The following is a 17,112-nucleotide window of genomic DNA, read 5'->3' on the forward strand; positions in this document are numbered from 1 at the left end:
TGTGCCTGGCCAAGCGGGGTAGGGGTATTCAGCGCGCCGTGCGATTCAGCTTCAGTCAGGCGGGATCGTTGCCCTCTTCCCGATAGCGGGCAAAGCGGCCGGCGGATTGCAAGGCGCGGCTGGGCTCCTGGGCCACAGCCTGGGCGATGGCGGCGATGTGGTCGGGGGTGGTGCCGCAGCAGCCGCCGACGATGTTGACCAGGCCTTCGGCAGCGAATTCGTGCACCAGGCGGCTGGTGACTTCGGGGGTTTCGTCAAAGCCGGTTTCGCTCATGGGGTTGGGCAGGCCGGCGTTGGGGTAGCAGCTGATGAAAGTGTCCTTGGCGACGCTGGCCAGCTCTTGGATGTAGGGCCGCATCAGCGCCGCGCCCAGCGCGCAGTTCAGCCCTACGGCCAGCGGCTGGGCGTGGCGCACGCTGTGCCAGAAGGCGGTGACGGTCTGCCCGGAGAGGATGCGCCCGGAGGCATCGGTGACGGTGCCGCTGATGAGGATGGGCAGGCACTGGCCGCTTTGCTCGAAGGCCTGTTGCACGGCAAACAGCGCGGCCTTGGCGTTGAGGGTGTCGAAGATGGTCTCCACCAGGATGACGTCGGCGCCGCCCTCGATCAGCGCCAGGGTCTGCTCCAGGTAGCTTTGGCGCAGGGTCTCGAAATCGACGTTGCGCGCGCCGGGGTCGTTCACGTCCGGGCTGATGCTGGCGGTCTTGGGTGTGGGCCCGAGCGCGCCGGCCACGTAGCGCGGCCGTTGGGGGGTGCTGAACTTGTCGCAGGCCGCGCGCGCCAGCTGGGCCGAGCGCAGGTTCATCTCCCGCGCCAGATCGGCCATGCCGTAATCCTCCTGGGCCACGGCGGTGGCGCCGAAGGTGTTGGTTTCGATCAGGTCGGCGCCGGCGGCCAGGTAGCTGTCGTGAATGCTGGAGATGACGTCTGGCCGGGTCAGCGAGAGCAGCTCGTTGTTGCCTTTGACGTCACGCGGGAAGTCGGCAAAGCGCGCGCCAGCGGCGCCCGGGCCGTCATAGCCTTGGCCGCGGTATTGCGCCTCTTCCAGCTTGAAGCGCTGAATCATGGTGCCCATGGCGCCATCGAGGATGACGATGCGCTGCCGCAGCAGCGCGGGCAGGGCCTGGGCGCGGGTGTAGGCTGGATGGGCGGGGGTGTGAGAAGCAGGCATGGCGCAGGACGACACGTTGGCGGCAACACGCAGGCGGCGCGCTGTGCGGCGCACGCTGGCAAAAGGGGCCGTATTGTAGAGAGGGCCGCACATGGGCGTGGGTGCAAACCCTGCCTTGGCTTTGCGCCATCGGCAGGGTGTTTTTTACACATCCGGGCAGTTTTCTCCGCCACAATGCACGCCAGCCAAAAGCCAGTGGCCCCAATGACAGGCCCGCTGGCTTGCGCCATGCATCACCCTCCTTGCCCTATGCCTTCCAACGAGTCTGTGTTGCCCTCATCCTGCCCCCCGTCGGCCAGGCCCCAGGTGGATGCGCAGCTGCGCGACTTGGCCGCACACATTGAGAAAACCGTGCCTGCCAACATCGTGCAGTCCATCCGTGCCTATCAGCCCACGGATTTGCAGGCCGTGGCCCAGTGCTGGGGGCAGCATTTTCTTTATGCGCAGCTCAGCGAGGCCACCACCAAGCAGCGCATCCTGCAAGAGTTGGGCGAGCAGTTTCTGCTGCCGGGTTATTTCGGGCGCAACTTGGATGCGCTGTTCGACTGCCTGACCGATACGCTGCTGCACGCTGGCGCCCAGCCGGGTTTTGTCGTCGTGCTCGAGCACATCCCCATCAGCAGCAAGTTCGACAAGGAAATGCGCGAGCAGCTGCTGGACGTGTTTCGCGATGCGGCGGAGTTCTGGGCCGAGCGCAAGGTGCCGTTTCGCTGCTTTTATTCCTTTTTCTGAGTACAGCGCTTTTGGGGCAATCTTGAACATCCTTGAGCCATGAGCGAGCGCATCCTGATCGTGGAGGACGAGCCGGCCATTGCGCAGACGCTGGCCTATGCGCTGCAGGCCGAGGGCTTTGCCACCGAGTGGGTGGCGCTGGGCGCTGCGGCGCTGCAGGCCTTGCAGCTGGGGGCCGCACCTCAGCCACAACAGCCACAACAGCCTTCGCCGTTTGCGCTGGCGGTGCTGGACGTGGGCCTGCCGGACATGAGCGGCTTTGACCTGTGCCGCACGATCCGCCAGCATGGCGAGCTGCCGGTGCTGTTTCTCACGGCGCGCAGCGATGAGGTCGATCGCATCGTGGGCCTGGAGATCGGCGCGGACGATTACGTCTCCAAGCCCTTCAGCCCGCGCGAGGTGGCCTCGCGGGTGCGCGCCATCCTGCGGCGCACGCGCAAGGGCGGCGCGGGCGCGGCGGCCCAGCCCTGGGCCCAGGATGGGCGCGCGGCGCAGCAGGGCCTGGGCCAGGCGCGCGGGCCATTCCTGCACGACGAGCCAGGGCTGCGCATTGCCTTTCATGGCCAGTGGCTGAGCCTGACGCGCTATGAATACCGCCTGCTGGCCACGCTACTGGCCCGGCCTGGGCGCGTGTTCAGCCGCGCCGTGTTGATGGAGCAAGTCTGGAGCGATGCGGAGGAAAGCCTGGATCGCACTGTCGATGCCCACATCAAGACGCTGCGCGCCAAGCTGCGCGCCGTGCAGGCCGATGCCGACCCCATTGAAACCCACCGTGGCCTGGGCTACAGCCTGCGCGCATGAGCTTTGCAATCCGGCTGTTCATCGGCTACTTCCTGATCGTTGGCCTGGCGGCCTGGTTCATCCTGGGCTTTTTCAGCCGCGAGGTCGAGCCTGGCGTGCGTCAGGGCACGGAGGACACGCTGGTGGACAGCGCCAATCTATTGGCTGAAATCCTTGCGCCGCAGCTGGCGCAGGGCCGCCTGCAACATGCCGAGTTGCAGCGCGCATTGCAGGCGGCCAAGTCGCGCCAGCCCGAGGCCAACATCCACGGCAACCTCAAAAACCACATGGACCTGCGCCTGTACATCACGGACACGCGCGGCATCGTGCTGTTCGACTCGGAATCCGAAGCCGTGGGGCGCGATTTCAGCCGCTGGCGCGATGTGTACCTGGCGCTGCGCGGGCACTACGGCGCGCGCAGCACGCGCGACAGGCCCGGCGATGAAAACAGCTCCGTCATGTACGTGGCCGCGCCCATCATCGACCAGGGCAACCTGGTGGGGGTGCTCAGCCTGGGCAAGCCCTCGCACAGCGTGGCCCAGTACGCCCACAACGCCCGCCAGCGGGTGCGCCAGCTGGGCCTGTTGCTGCTGCTGGCCTCGGGGGCGATTGGCGTGCTGTTCACGGCCTGGCTGTCGCACTCCATCCACCGGCTGCGCGACTACGCGCGCCGCGTGGCCGAAGGCCAACGCGCCCAGCTGCCCACCTCGGGCGGGCGGCACCTGACGGAGCTGGCCCGGGCGCTGGAACACATGCGCCACAAGCTCGATGGCAAGCAGTATGTGGAGCACTACGTGCAAAGCCTGACGCACGAGATGAAAAGCCCGCTGACGGCCATTCGCGCCGCCGCTGAGCTGCTGCCGGGCGCGCCGGAGCCTGACCAGCGCCAGTTTGCCCAGACCATCCTGGAGCAGTCCGAGCGCCTGCAGCGCATCATCGACCGCCTGCTGGCCCTGGCCCGTGTGGAGCAGCTGCAGGCTCCGGCCAGCGCCCGCACCGTGCCTACGCGCCAATGGGTGCAGCAGGTCGTGGATTCGCGCGCCACGCGCCTGCAGCACAAGGGGCTGGACGTGGACGTGCGCTGCCAGGGGGCGGCGCAGGCTTTGGCCGTGCATGGCGACCAGTTTCTGTTGCAGCAGGCTCTGGGCAATGTGCTGGACAACGCGCTGGAGTTCTCCCCGCCCGGCGGGCGCATCACCATCGCCATCGAGCCCTGGCCGCCTGGGCCCGGCCAGCCGCAGCAGCCCATGCAGGCCATCACCGTGCGCGACCAGGGCGCGGGCATCCCCGACTATGCGCTGGGGCATTTGTTCGAGCGGTTTTATTCGCTGCCGCGCCCGGATACGGGGCAGAAAAGTACCGGCCTGGGCCTGGCCTTCGTGCGCGAGGTCATGCGCATCCACCAGGGCGAGATCGACATCGCCAATGCCGCAGACGGGCCGGGCGCGCAAGCCAGGCTGGTTCTGCCGGCCTCTGCCATGGCTGCCGATTGATGGTTCAGACCTGTGCGGGCGGCGCGGCTGGCTTGAGCCAGCGCCAGAACGTCCACAGCTGGGCGCGCAGCAAAAAGTAATAGGCCACGGTTTCGAAGCCTTCCTCGATGACCTGCGCATTCGTCCAGCTGTGGCCCACGGTGCCGGGCTTGCCATCGGCCATGGTGGCGATGATGGTGTAGAGCAGGCAGCACAGCCCAAAGGCCCAGGGCGCCCAGATGCGCTGCTGCCAGGCTTGGCGCAGCAGCTGTCGGGGCTGGGCGCGGTAGAGCAGCACTGCCAGTGCCAGCACGGCGGCCAGATCCAGCAGCTTGAGCCAGCCCTTGTACGGCAGCACTTGGGAGCTGTAGTACGGGCCGATGATGGTCTCCACCCGCACCGGGGGCCAGAACACACCGCCCCAGGACATCTCACGCCCCAGCAGCACCAGCCAGACCAGGGCCAGCGCCCACCAGAGAAAGCGCTGCCCATGCGCGCGGCGGCGCCAGGCCATGCCGGCAGAGAGCAGCGCTGCCAGGCCCAGGAGAATGTTCTGCGCCATCTCCAGCGGGCCGTTTTCCCAGCCCAGTTGCACGGGCAGGCGCTGACACAGCAGGAACAGCACTGGGGCGAACACCAGCCCAGTGGACAGCTGCATGCCTTGCAGCAGCCGACTGACGCGTTGGGGGGGCAGGGCAGCACTGCGCACACTGGGCGCGCTGGCAGAAAGGGGGGGCACGTGGGTTTTCCTTGTGGGGGCTAAGACCAAGCCGCGCATTGTAGGCCGGCCCCTTCCAGGGCAGCCCAGGGCCGCTGGCTTGGCAGGCCCCGGGCAGCCGTGCAACAATTCGTTGCATTGCCCAACAAGCCCGGCCGGCCTGCCGCAGGCTACGCCCCGAACCCTTCCCACGAGACCATGACCATAGAAATCCAATTCGAGGGCCAGACCATTCGCCCCTTTGAGCATGAAACCGTGCTCGACGCCATGCTGCGCGTTGGCATTGCCACGCCGTTTTCCTGCAAGGGCGGCTCCTGCCATACCTGCATGACGCGCTGTGTGACAGGGGAGATCCCTGAGAAAGCCCAGCGCGGACTGCCCGATCGCCTGCGTGAGCGGGGCTACTTCCTGCCCTGCAAGTGCGTGGCCACCAGCTCCATGCAGCTCGAGCGCAAGCAGGCGCAGGACATGGTCACGCGCTGCATGCTGGTGGAGGTCGATGGCCACGGCACGGGCTCTCTGCGTATCCAGTTCGAGCCCATGACGGGGCTGGACTACCGCGCCGGCCAAAGCCTGCGCCTGGTCAATGGCGCAGCGCTGGAGGATGAGCCGGTGCTCATGCTCACCAGCGACCCGCAGCAAACGCCCGTGCCTGAGGCGCGCTGGGTGCTGCAGCAGGGCGACGTGGTGCCCGATTACTTCGCGCCCGGCGCCGAGTTCGGCCTGGAGTTCGAGGTGCGCGGCCCCTTCAACCTGGACTACAAGGACTTGCCCGAGCTGGTCACCCCGCCGCCGACCGACCCGCAGCTGTGGCAGGAGCTGGACAATGGCAAGCTGGCGCGCAAGATCTTCGACGCCTTCTATGCCAAGGTCTATGCCGACCCGCTGCTCTCGCCGTTCTTTCACGGCGTGACCATGGACCGCGCCGCCAGCAAGCAATACAGCTTCATCCAGCAGCTGATGACCGGCGAGAAGGTCTATTGGGGCGAGAACCCGCGCAACATGCACCACTGGATGATCATCCCGCACTCGCTGTTCGACCACCGCCAGCGCCTGATGGTCGAAACCCTGCGCGAGCACGGCCTGAGCGAATCACAGATCGAACGCTGGACGCGCTTTGAGGAGTACTACCGCTGGGACATCGTCAAGGACAAGGAGTGGCCCAAGCGCATCGGTGACCAGATCTTCTCGATCGAGGGCTTCGACCACGAGACGCTCTCCGAAGCCACGCTGTGCGACCAGTGCGGCGCGGAAGTGGCCGCTGGCGTAACCGTGCTCTACCACAAGCGCACTGGCCAGATCAGCTGCCCGGCCTGCGCCACCCAGCAAGAAGCGAAGGCCTGAGCAGGCTCTGGCTGCCTGCCCTCACCCTTGGCTGCTGCCAAAGCCACCGCCGCCGGGGGTGTGGATCTCGAAGATGTCACCGGGCTGCATTTCGGCGCTGCCGATGTGGCCCAGCTCCTGCACCTGGCCATCTGCGCGCACGATGCGGTTGATGCCCACAGCGCCCGCTGCGCCGCCGGCCATGCCGAAGGCGCCGTGCACGCGGCCGTTGCTGAGGATGCTGGCCGTCATGGGCTGCAAGAAGCGCAGGCGGCGCACGCCGCCATTGCCGCCGCGCCAGCGGCCCGCGCCGCCTGAATCGGGGCGGATGGCGTAGCTCTCCAGCCGTACGGGAAAGCGCCACTCCAGCACCTCGGGATCGGTCATGCGCGAATTGGTCATGTGCGTTTGCACCACGCTGGTGCCGTCAAAGCCACCCACCAGCTGGCCGCGCTCATCGAACACGCCGCCTGCGCCGGAGCCGCCGGAGATGGTTTCGTAATACTGGTGCTGTGCGTTGCCGAAGGTGAAGTTGTTGATCGTGCACTGGCTGGCGCCCATCAGCCCCAGGGCGCCGATCAGGGCGTTGGTGATGCAGGTGGAGGTTTCCACGTTGCCTGCCACGACGCTGGCAGGCGGCGCGGGCCTGAGCATCGAGCCTTCGGGGATGATGACCTCGATGGGTTTGAGACAGCCGGCATTGAGCGGGATGTCGTCGTCCACCAGCATGCGGAACACGTACAGCACGGCCGCCATGCACACGGCCGTGGGGGCGTTGAAGTTGTTGCTTTGCTGGGCGCTGGTGCCGCTGAAGTCCACGCGGGCGCTGCGGGCGGCGCCATCGATGCGCACGTCCACTTGGATGTGCGCGCCGTTGTCCAGCGGCAGGGTGAATTGCCCGCCCTGCATGCGCGCGGCCAGGCGCGCGATGGCGCGGCGCACGCTTTCCTCGGCGTTGTCCTGCACGTGGCCCATGTAGGCGCGCACCACGTCCAGGCCGAATTGCTCGACCATCTTGCGCAGCTCCTGCACGCCTTTTTCGTTGGCGGCGATCTGTGCTTTCAGGTCGGCCAGGTTTTGCTGCGGGTTGCGGCTGGGGTAGGGGCCGCTTTGCAGCAGCGCGATCAGCTCGGCCTCGCGCAGCCGGCCGGCATCGACCAGCTTGAAGTTGCTGATCTGCACGCCTTCTTCTTCGATGCGGGTGGAAAACGGCGGCATGGAGCCCGGCGAGATGCCGCCGATGTCGGCATGGTGGCCGCGGCTGCCCACGTAGAACAGCGGCTCGCTGGCACCATCGAGGTACACGGGGGTGATGACGGTCACGTCGGGCAGGTGCGTGCCGCCGTGGTAGGGGTCATTGAGGGCATAGACGTCGCCTGGGCGCATGCGGCCGGCGTTGTCGCGGATGACGGTCTTGATACTCTCACCCATGGAGCCCAGGTGCACGGGCATGTGCGGCGCGTTGGCGATGAGCTGGCCCTGCGCATCGAACAGCGCGCAGCTGAAGTCCAGGCGCTCCTTGATGTTGACGGAGTAGGCCGTGTTCTGCAGCTGCAGGCCCATTTGCTCGGCGATGTTCATGAACAGGTGGTTGAACACCTCCAGCAGCACGGGGTCAACCTGCGTGCCGGCGGCAAATTGCGCGGCGCGCGGGGCGGTGCGCTCCAGCACCAGATGGTCCAGCGCCGTCAGGCGGGCGCGCCAGCCGGGTTCCAGCACAGTGGTGGCGTTTTGCTCGGCAATGATGGCCGGGCCTTGCAGCACGTCGCCTGCGCGCATGTCCTCGCGCACGACCAGGGCGGCCTCGTGCCAGCTGGGCTGGCCGTCCAGGCCAGTGGTGTAGATGCGCACGGTTTCGCGCCGGGGCACCTCGCGCGCGGGGTGCAGGGGCTGGGCGCGCTCGGCCGGGGCATCGCCGGCGGCCACGGCCTCGACCGAGACGGCCTCCACCACCAGCGATTTGCCATGCATCAGAAAGCCAAAGCGCTGCAGGTAGGCGGCGTCGAAGGCCTGCCCGATGGCCGCCAGCGCCGCGCCGTCATCGGCGGTGTCATCGGTGCCGTCATTGGAGTCAAAGGGCACGATCAGGGCCGAGTCTGTGCCCTCGTAGCGTAGGTGCAGCCGGTGGTGCACGCCGATGGTGCCGTGGCCCACGCCCTGCCGCAGCAGCTCCTCGCGGGCGGCCTGGGTCAGCTCGGCCAGGCGCTGGCGCACCTGGGGCAGGGCCGCAGCGGAAAGTGGCAGTTCTACGGCGGTCTCGCGCATCACGCTCTGGTCGGCCAGGCCCATGCCATAGGCTGAGAGCACGCCCGCCAGCGGGTGCACGAGCACGCGGGACATGCCCAGCGCATCGGCCACCAGGCAGGCGTGCTGGCCGCCCGCGCCGCCAAAGCACTGCAGGGTGTAGTGCGTGACGTCGTAGCCGCGCACCACGCTGATTTTCTTGATGGCGCCGGCCATTTGCTGCACGGCGATCTGGATGAAGCCGTGCGCCACGTCTTCGGGGCTGCGTTGGTCGCCGGCGGCGCTGGCGCCGATTTGCTGGGCAATGTCGGCAAAGCGCGCGCGCACCACCTCGCCATCGAGCGCCTGACTGGCATCGGGGCCGAACACTTTGGGAAAGTAGGCCGGCTGCAGCTTGCCGACCATGACGTTGGCGTCGGTCACGGCCAGCGGGCCGCCGCGCCGGTAGCTGGCCGGGCCGGGGTTGGCGCCAGCGCTTTGCGGCCCGACGCGAAAGCGCGTGCCGTCAAACTGCAGGATGGAGCCGCCGCCAGCGGCCACGGTATGGATGCTCATCATGGGCGCGCGCATGCGCACGCCGGCCACCTGGGTTTCAAACTCGCGCTCGAACTGGCCGGCGTAGTGGCTCACGTCGGTGCTGGTGCCGCCCATGTCGAAGCCGATGACCCGGGGGTGATCTGCGCGCATGGCCGCGCTTGGCGCCTCTGTGGCAGCGGGCGGATTGGCTCGCTCGTGCGCAAAGGCCAGTTGCGCAGTGCGCGCCATGCCCACGATGCCGCCGGCCGGGCCGCTGAGGATGGCGTCCTTGCCCTGGAAGGCGCGCGCATCGGTCAGGCCGCCGCTCGATTGCATGAAAAACAGCTTCACGCCCGGCATCTCGCCGGCCACCTGATCCACATAACGGCGCAGGATGGGCGAGAGGTAGGCATCGACCACTGTGGTGTCGCCCCGGCTGACGTACTTCATCATCGGGCTGGTGGAGTGGCTGGTGCTGATTTGCGCAAAGCCCACCTCGTGGGCGATGCGCGTGGCAGCTTGTTCATGGGCGGTGAAGCGCCAGCCGTGCATGAACACGATGGCCACCGATCGCAGCCCCTGGTTGGCGTGCATCTGCAGGGCCTGCCGCAGCTGCGATTCGTCCAGCGGGGTGACGACCTCGCCCAAGGCGCTGACGCGCTCGTCGGCCTCGACCACGGCGCTGTAGAGTAGCTCGGGCAGCACGATGTGGCGGTCAAACAGGCGCGGTCGATTCTGGTAGGCAATGCGCAGGCCATCGCGAAAGCCGCGCGTGGTCACCAGCAGCGTGGGCTCGCCCTTGCGCTCCAGCAGCGCATTGGTGGCCACGGTGGTGCCCATCTTCACGCACTCGACCAACTCGGGCGTGATGGGCTCGCCAGGGGCCAGGCCCAGCAGCTGGCGGATGCCGGCCACGGCGGCATCCCGGTACTGCTCGGGGTTTTCGCTCAGCAGCTTGTGGGTGATGAGGCTGCCGTCGGGGCGCTTGGCCACGATGTCGGTGAAGGTGCCGCCACGGTCGATCCAGAATTGCCAGCGGGCTGCAGGGGTGTGGGCAGAGGTCATGCGGGAGGAGATGAAAGGGTCAAACCATGGCTCACAGCGAGGAGGCCGCACGCGCGGCCTGGTCGTACAGGCCGCTCATCAGGCGCAGAAAGCGCGCCAGTTCGCCAATTTGCGGATTGAGCTCGCCATTGACGCTGTCAATCAGGCACTGCTCGCGCACCTGGCGGTAGCGCTCGGCCACTTGCTGACCGCGCTCGGTGGGGCTGTAGAAAACTTCCTTGCCGGTTTTTTCGCCCACGGCCAGACCGGCGGCCACCAGCTTTTTCAGCGCGTAGTTGACGACGTGCGTGTCCTCGTAGTTGAGCACGAAGCAGATGTCGGCCAGCTTCTTGCCCCGGCCACGGTGGTTGATGTGGTGCAGCACCAGCACGTCGGTGAAGGTCAGATCCGGCACACCCGCAGCAGCCATGCAGCGAACGGCCCAGCGGCTGAAGGCGTTCCAGCACACCGTAAGGCTGAACTTTAGGGCCTGTCCACACGATGCAAGGAGATCGCGTTGGGGCCTGCAGGGGCCGAGCACAAGGCGGCAACCGCAGCAAGGCTGGGATGCCTTGCGAGGATTGCCAACGCTGTGGGCGGCCCCTGCAGGCCCCAACCCTTGGGGAAGGCATGAAAAATCGCTCCGCTCGGCGTTGCCCGTCTTGGGCGTATCGACATACGCCCTGCGACGTGCGCCTTGATCGGAGCGATTTTTCATGCCTTCGCGACTCCTTGCATCGTGTGAACAGGCCCTGGCTCACTCATTTCGGCGCTGTGGGCCGAAACCAGCTGCGACGAGGCAACGATGTAGGGCCGCGCAGGGCTGGCAGAGCCAGCGGCGTCGGGTTCGGCAGGGGTGGGGTCTTGGTGGCTCATAGTGGCAAAGTGCCGGGTATTTTGTCGATTCAATGCCAACAAGATACCGGTAAAAACGCCATGCCACTGGGGCGATGGACTGTGGCCTGGCACTGCGGCGACACTGCACGGTGATGCATGGCCCAACGAAAAAAAGGGGCCAGCATGTGCTGGCCCCCCTGGGCTTGTTGGCGGATGTGTGCGGTTTGGCGCTTGGCAGCGCCTTGCCCAAGCCGATTGTCTGGCTGGCTTTTAGCCCTTGTTCGCCAGTCGCTGCCAAGCCGCGCGTGAAGTGCTTGGCCTGCTCCCAGCTCAGGCGGGAGTTTTGCTTCACGTTCTGCCACTCACGCGCCAGCTCGGCCTCAACCTCGTCGTAGCTGCGGCCGTGGTAGCGGCCATAGCTGTCATAGCCCAATTGGTAGGCGGGGCCGTAGTCGTCGTAGCTGTAGTCCGCGCTGTAACCGGGGGCATTGGTGAAATTGCCGCGCCAGTAGGCGTCCTCAGCCGTCGGATCGACCACTGTGGGGTTGACGGCTTCGGCAGCGCCCTTGCCGGCCAGGCCGCCGGAGACGGCGCCGATCACGCCGCCCACCAGCGTGCCCACCGGGCCCGCCACCATGGTGCCAATGGCCGCGCCTGCAGCAGCGCCACCGGCTGCGCCAACGCCTGTGCCCACGGGGTGTGCGCCAGGCTCTCCAGTGATGGGGTCGGGGTTGGCATCGCCCTGCGGCACTGCCACGGCCTGGGCCTGCACAGGCCGGCCTTCAGCGCTGCCCTGGCGTTGCTCCAGGCGATTCCAGGCGGCGCGCGCCGAGGCCTTGGCCTCATCCCAGTTCAGGCGCGAGCTGCGCTTTTGCATTTCCCATTCACGCGCCAATTCAGTCTCGACCTCGTCGTAGCTGCGGCCGTTGTGGCGCGAGTAAGCGTCGTAGCCGAGGTGATAGGCCGGGCCGTAGTCGTCAAAGGTGTAGTCGGAGCGATAGCCAGGCGCCTTGGTATAGCTTTCGCGCCAGAAGGCTTCTTCGGCTACGGGATCGATCGCTGTGGGGTTGACAGCCTCGGCAGCGCCTTTGCCTGCCAGCCCGCCGGAGATCGCGCCCACGGCGCCGCCCACCACCGCCCCAATGGGGCCGCCCACGGCGGCGCCCACCGCTGCACCCGCCGCCGCGCCGCTGGCAGAGCCAATGCCGGTGCCCACAGGGTGGGCGCCGGGCTCGCCGGTGATCGGGTCACGGTTCAGGTCGCCATCATGGATTTTCTTGTCGGTCATTTGTTCTCCTCAATCGGTGAATGGATTTGAAATTCATTTCATGAAACTTGATTTTTCAGATCAGAAGCCATTGAGTTTACGTCCAATGGTTTCATTGACTGAAATGGGTGATTCAAATGGGTGATTCAAATGGGTGATTCATGAAATTTGGATATTGAATATAACACACGAGTAATCGCGGGAGTAATCGGTTTCTTAAAAACGCAAAAATCAAATGGTTATTGTCATAGTGAAAATTTATGTAATTTTTAGATTGTGTTTTTGGGTGGAAAATAAAAATCCACCCATAAGGGTGGATTTTTATGTGTTTGGCAATCTTTAGGGCATTGCTCAATTGTTGTTGAACCAGTCTTCAACCTCTTTTTCTGCCTCTTCCTTGGTGCGGCCATAACGCTCCTGGATCAGACCGGCCATCTGGTCACGCTTGCCTTCAATGACAGTCCAATCGTCGTTGGTCAGCTTGCCCCATTTTTCCTTGGCCTTGCCTTTGAGTTGCTCCCACTTGCCTTCGATGATGTCCATGTTCATGGCATTTCCTTTCTTAAATGGAATTCGATTTGGAAATCAAATCTTGCCTTTCAGGGTAACAGCATTTCAGGATTTGTCAAATCGGGTGCTCTTGAATGGTTTTTGTGTTCTGAATGTGTTTTTGATTTTCCGATGAGGCCTGCCATGAAATTGGTCATGGATACTGGCCTTGGTTGGGCGGTCGAAATCAAAGGCTGGCCGGCATATGAGGCGATGCCTTTGCCAATGCATGTCACACGGCAGTTCGCGCCATTTCCTGAAAGACCTCGCCTGCGGCGGCCAGGGTGTCTTCGATGTCTTGGGCGCTGTGCGCGGCGCTGACGAAGCCGGCTTCGTACAGGGCTGGGGCTAGGTACACGCCGCGCGCCAGCAGGCCGTGGAACAGCTGGTTGAAGCGTGCGCCGTCGCTGCGCATGACCTGCTGGTAGTTCTGCGGCAGCTGCGGCAGCAGGAAGAAGCCGAACAGGCCGCCTTCGCTGTCCACGCTCAAGGTGATGCCGGCGGCGCTGGCGGCTTGTTGCAGGCCATCGACCAGGGCGCGGGTGCGTGCGCCCAGTACGGTGTGAAAGCCCGGCTGCTGGATCAGGCGCAGCGTGGCCAGGCCGCAGGCGGTGGCCACGGGGTTGCCCGAGAGCGTGCCGGCCTGGTAGACCGGGCCCAGCGGCGCGAGCTGCTCCATGATGGCGCGCGGCCCGCCAAATGCGGCCAGTGGCATGCCGCCGCCGATGACCTTGCCCAGCACTGTCAGATCGGGCGCAAAGCCCGGCAGCTGCGCGGCATACAGGCTTTGCGCGCCGCCCAGCGCGACGCGAAAGCCGGTCATGACCTCGTCAATGATGAGCAGCGCGCCGGCCTGGCGCGTGAGTTGGCGCGCCGCCTGCATGAAGGGCAGGCTGGCGCGCACGAAGTTCATGTTGCCGGCAATGGGCTCCATGATGACGCAGGCGATTTCGGCGCCAAAGCGGGCAAAGGCTTCTTCAAGCTGGGCGACGTTGTTGTATTCCAGCACCAGGGTGTCGCGCACCACGTCCGGCGGCACGCCGGCGCTGGTGGCGTGGCCGAAGGTGGCCAGGCCCGAGCCGGCCTTGACCAACAGGGCGTCGGCGTGGCCGTGGTAGCAGCCCTCGAACTTGATGATTTTGTGGCGCCCGGTGGCCCCACGCGCCAGGCGGATGGCGCTCATGCTGGCTTCGGTGCCGGAGTTGACCAGGCGCACCATCTCCATGCTGGGCATGAGCTGCAGGATTTGCTCGGCCAGCTCGATCTCGCGCTCGGTGGGAGCGCCGAAGGACAGGCCTTCGCGCGCGGCGCGGGCCACGGCCTCCAGCACCTCGGGGTGGCCGTGGCCCAGGATCATCGGCCCCCAGGAGCCGATGTAGTCGATGTAGCGCTGGCCGCCAGCATCCCAGAGGTAAGCGCCCTGGGCGTGTTCGATGAAGGCGGGTGTGCCGCCGACGGCCTTGAAGGCGCGCACGGGTGAGTTGACGCCGCCGGGGATGCTGCGTTGGGCGCGTTCGAACAGGGTTTGGTTGGCGTTCATGGCAGGGGGTATGGGGTCGGTTTCAGTTCAGGGGGCGCAGCGCCCGTGCAGGGCGTTGTTCATGGCCTTGCACGGGCTCTTCTGCATCGGGCGTGCAGCAGCGGCACATCAGGCGCGCATCAGCGCTTCGATTTCGTCGGGTTGCACCGGCGCATCGCGCGTCAGCAGGGTGTTGCCCTCGGCGGTGATGAGGGCGTCGTCCTCGATGCGGATGCCGATGTGGTGGAAGGCCTCGGGCACGCCGGGGGCGGGGCGCACGTAGATGCCCGGCTCGATGGTCAGCACCATGCCCGGGCGCAGGATGCGGGAGGGGCGCTCGCGGATGAGCTCGCCCGAGAGGGCATCGCGCCGCTCGTGCAGCTGACCGCGCTCGCTGGGCTCGTTGTAGCTGCCGCAGTCGTGCACGTCCATGCCCATCCAGTGGCCGGTGCGGTGCATGTAAAACTGGAAGTAGGCGCGCTGCTCGATGGCATCGTCCAGGCTGCCCACGCGCTGCGCGTCGAGCAGGCCCAGATCCAGCATGCCCTGGGTGAGCACGCGCACGGCGGCGTCGTGCGGGTCGGTAAAGCGCGCGCCAGGGCGGGCCGCGGCGATGGCGGCCTCTTCGCTGGCCAGCACCAGCTCGTACAGCGCGCGCTGCGCGCCGCTGAAGCGGCCATCGGCCGGGAAGGTGCGGGTGATGTCGCTGGCGTAGCCGTCGAGCTCGCAGCCGGCGTCGATCAGCACCAGCTCGCCAGGGCGCAGCGGCGCATCGCTGGCGCGGTAGTGCAGCACGCAGGTGTTGGCGCCAGCGGCGACGATGTTGCTGTAGGCCGGGCCTTGCGCGCCGTGCTGGCGGAAGCTGTGCAGCAGCTCGGCCTCCAGGTGGTATTCGCGCGCATCGGCGCCAGCGGCCAGCAGCCGGGCCGAGCACTGCATGGCGCGGATGTGGGCCTGGGCGCTGATCTGGCAGGCGCGGCCGATGGTGGCGATTTCGTGCGCGTCCTTGACCAGGCGCATCTCATCGAGCAGTTCGCACAGGTCGTGCTGCGCCGTGGGCACTTGCGCGCCATAACGGGCGCGGGCGCGCACGCGCTCAAGCCAACGCTCGACCTGTGCGGCCAGCCCGGCATGCGTGGCAAAGGGGTAGTAAATGGCGCTTTTGTTTTCCAGCAGCGCGGGCAGGCGCGCGTCCAGCTGCTCGATGCTGTCGGCCTCATCCACCCCCAGGGTGGGCACGGCAGCCTGCGGGCCCAGGCGGTAGCCATCCCAGATTTCGCGCTCCAGATCCTTGGGCTGGCACAGCAGCAGGCTTTGGCCATCGGCGTGCAGCACCAGCAGGGCATCGGGCTCGGTGAAGCCGCTCAGGTAATAAAAGTAGCTGTCGTGCCGGTATGGGAAATGCGAGTCGCGGTTGCGAATGCACTCCCGGGCTGTGGGGATCAGCGCAATGCTGCCAGGCGGCAGGCTGGCGGCCAGGCGCTGACGGCGCTGGATGTAGGGCGTGGCATCGAAATCGGGGCGGTGGTGCATAGGCGATGGGGCAAAAAGCAAAAGGCCAGCCGCGATGGCTGGCAGGCAAGAGGGGCTATTGTCCGCCCCAGTTCGGGTGGTGGACTTGGGCGTGCAGCAAATCCAGCGCGCTGCGCTGGCCGGCCAGGTAGTCGTCGATGCATTGCTGCACCAGCGCCGAGCGGTGCAGCGCACGGCTGGCTCGGATTTCCTGTGGGCTCAGCCACAGCGCGCGCACGATGCCTTGGTCCAGCGGCTGCCCGGCATGGTGCGCGCCCAGCGTGCCGCAAAAACAAAAGCGCAGGTAGGTGATGTCCTGCGGCGCATCTGGCGCGGTGCGGTGCAGATAAATGCCCACCAGCGCGGTGGGCTCGAAATCGTAGGCCGTCTCTTCAAGGACTTCACGGCGGCAGGCGGCCGGCAGGCTCTCGCCCGGATCCAGGTGGCCGGCAGGCGTATTCAGACGCAGGCCTTCGGCGGTGTGCTCCTCGACCAGCAGAAAGCGCCCTTGCCGCTCGATCACGGCCGCGACGGTGACATTGGGTTTCCAGCGCTGTGGCATGCGCCATATTATGGGACTGCCGTCAGCCCCCATCGGGCAATAGAACAGTCAAGGAGCAGGCGCGAGCATTCACAGGCCGTCCGGTCATGATGGCATGGGAGTTTTTTGGAAAATATGCCACTAGGTGGCACAATATTTCAATGTCACGAGTCTTTAAGACCCGCTATTTCAGCCGTTGGATGCGCAAAACGGCATTGACCGACCCGGCGCTTTGCGCGGCTGTCGAAGAAATGCGCTGTGGTCTGGTAGATGCCGACCTGGGTGGCGGTGTGGTCAAAAAGCGCGTGGCCCTGCCCGGCCGTGGCAAAAGCGGTGGCGCCAGAACACTCGTGGCGACTCGGCTGGGCAATCGTTGGTTCTTCGTGTTCGGCTTCGAGAAGAGTGCGCGTGCCAACATTTCCGCTGTGGAGCTGGAGGCCTTGCAGGCTCTGGCCAGCCAGTTGCTGGCGCGCACGCCCGCGCAGTTGAACAAAGCCGTCGAGGACGGTTTCTTGCAGGAGATTTGCCATGAACGTCAAGACCCCCACCAAGCCTCGCGCCAAGAGTCCGATCCTTGATGCAGTGCATGAGACAGCAGCCGATCTGCATCGCCTGGGCTTCATTGACAAGCGCAAGATGGGCCAGTTTGAGGCACTTTGCATCGAGCCCGTGCCGACTTACGACAGCGCCCAGATCCGCGCGCTGCGCGCTCAGCTCAAGCTCAGCCAGGCGGTGCTGGCCAGTGTGCTCAACACCAGTGTCTCAACCGTGAGGAAATGGGAACAAGGCGATAAACAGCCCAGCGGCCCATCGCTCAAGCTGCTCAATCTGCTCGATCGCAAGGGGCTGGAAGCCGTGCTGTGACTTGCCGCGCCAGCGGTTTTTTG

15 protein-coding genes are annotated in these 17,112 nt (G+C 66.0%); 6 read left to right on the forward strand and 9 right to left on the reverse strand.

Features of this window, described 5'->3' with window-relative positions:
- Positions 1-55: 55 nt before the first annotated feature.
- Positions 56-1,171, reverse strand: a complete 1,116-nt coding sequence (locus CK620_RS04240) for a homocysteine S-methyltransferase family protein (protein WP_095549580.1) — start codon at positions 1,169-1,171, stop codon at positions 56-58.
- Positions 1,172-1,420: 249 nt separating this feature from the next.
- Here CK620_RS04240 and CK620_RS04245 point away from each other — a divergent pair, with 249 nt between their 5' ends.
- From CK620_RS04245 to creC, 3 genes are read left to right on the forward strand one after another with little or no spacing between them, the layout of a single operon-like run.
- Complete coding sequence (locus CK620_RS04245; protein WP_095549259.1) at positions 1,421-1,903, forward strand: barstar family protein; 483 nt, start codon at positions 1,421-1,423, stop codon at positions 1,901-1,903.
- Positions 1,904-1,942: 39 nt separating this feature from the next.
- Positions 1,943-2,704, forward strand: coding sequence for a two-component system response regulator CreB (gene creB, locus CK620_RS04250; protein WP_095549260.1), 762 nt, complete (start codon positions 1,943-1,945; stop codon positions 2,702-2,704).
- Complete coding sequence (gene creC / locus CK620_RS04255) at positions 2,701-4,176, forward strand: two-component system sensor histidine kinase CreC (RefSeq protein ID WP_095549261.1); 1,476 nt, start codon at positions 2,701-2,703, stop codon at positions 4,174-4,176. Before creB ends, creC begins: the two co-directional genes overlap by 4 nt.
- A 4-nt stretch (positions 4,177-4,180) precedes the next feature.
- On the opposite strand, the gene CK620_RS04260 is transcribed toward creC, so the two are convergent.
- Complete coding sequence (locus CK620_RS04260) at positions 4,181-4,894, reverse strand: hypothetical protein (protein WP_143325920.1); 714 nt, start codon at positions 4,892-4,894, stop codon at positions 4,181-4,183.
- 177 nt (positions 4,895-5,071) lie between these two features.
- Here CK620_RS04260 and CK620_RS04265 point away from each other — a divergent pair, with 177 nt between their 5' ends.
- The gene (locus CK620_RS04265; protein WP_095551081.1) at positions 5,072-6,217 is read left to right on the forward strand and encodes a 2Fe-2S iron-sulfur cluster-binding protein; all 1,146 of its coding nucleotides are present in this window, start codon (positions 5,072-5,074) and stop codon (positions 6,215-6,217) included.
- A gap of 21 nt (positions 6,218-6,238) precedes the next feature.
- Here CK620_RS04265 and CK620_RS04270 read toward each other — a convergent pair whose 3' ends face one another.
- The 7 genes from CK620_RS04270 to CK620_RS04305 all read right to left on the reverse strand — a co-directional run bounded on the left by CK620_RS04270 (position 6,239) and on the right by CK620_RS04305 (position 16,246).
- Positions 6,239-10,021 (reverse strand): hydantoinase B/oxoprolinase family protein, encoded by a 3,783-nt coding sequence (locus CK620_RS04270; protein ID WP_095549264.1) that lies wholly within the window; start codon positions 10,019-10,021, stop codon positions 6,239-6,241.
- Between the two features lie 31 nt (positions 10,022-10,052).
- Positions 10,053-10,616, reverse strand: coding sequence for a winged helix DNA-binding protein (locus CK620_RS14260; protein ID WP_420894207.1), 564 nt, complete (start codon positions 10,614-10,616; stop codon positions 10,053-10,055).
- A 141-nt stretch (positions 10,617-10,757) separates the two neighbouring features.
- Complete coding sequence (locus CK620_RS13745; protein WP_143325922.1) at positions 10,758-12,125, reverse strand: hypothetical protein; 1,368 nt, start codon at positions 12,123-12,125, stop codon at positions 10,758-10,760.
- A gap of 330 nt (positions 12,126-12,455) precedes the next feature.
- Positions 12,456-12,653, reverse strand: coding sequence for a CsbD family protein (locus tag CK620_RS04290; RefSeq protein ID WP_095542198.1), 198 nt, complete (start codon positions 12,651-12,653; stop codon positions 12,456-12,458).
- Between the two features lie 232 nt (positions 12,654-12,885).
- A complete protein-coding gene (gene hemL / locus CK620_RS04295) occupies positions 12,886-14,193 on the reverse strand; it encodes a glutamate-1-semialdehyde 2,1-aminomutase (RefSeq protein ID WP_179290573.1) in 1,308 nt (435 codons plus the stop codon).
- A 108-nt stretch (positions 14,194-14,301) separates the two neighbouring features.
- Positions 14,302-15,705, reverse strand: a complete 1,404-nt coding sequence (locus CK620_RS04300) for an aminopeptidase P N-terminal domain-containing protein (RefSeq protein ID WP_095549267.1) — start codon at positions 15,703-15,705, stop codon at positions 14,302-14,304.
- Positions 15,706-15,760: 55 nt separating this feature from the next.
- A complete protein-coding gene (locus CK620_RS04305; RefSeq protein WP_095549268.1) occupies positions 15,761-16,246 on the reverse strand; it encodes an NUDIX hydrolase in 486 nt (161 codons plus the stop codon).
- Positions 16,247-16,332: 86 nt separating this feature from the next.
- Here CK620_RS04305 and CK620_RS04310 point away from each other — a divergent pair, with 86 nt between their 5' ends.
- On the forward strand, positions 16,333-16,803 hold the full coding sequence (locus tag CK620_RS04310; protein ID WP_338062597.1) for a type II toxin-antitoxin system RelE/ParE family toxin: 471 nt from the start codon (positions 16,333-16,335) through the stop codon (positions 16,801-16,803).
- Positions 16,754-17,089: a helix-turn-helix domain-containing protein gene (locus CK620_RS04315; protein ID WP_095539236.1), complete on the forward strand. Its 336-nt coding sequence runs from the start codon at positions 16,754-16,756 to the stop codon at positions 17,087-17,089. The genes CK620_RS04310 and CK620_RS04315 overlap by 50 nt, the downstream gene beginning before the upstream one ends.
- Positions 17,090-17,112: the final 23 nt, after the last annotated feature.

It is taken from the genome of Vandammella animalimorsus, from assembly GCF_002285285.1.
GTDB classification, from domain to species: Bacteria; Pseudomonadota; Gammaproteobacteria; order Burkholderiales; family Burkholderiaceae_C; genus Lampropedia; species Lampropedia animalimorsus.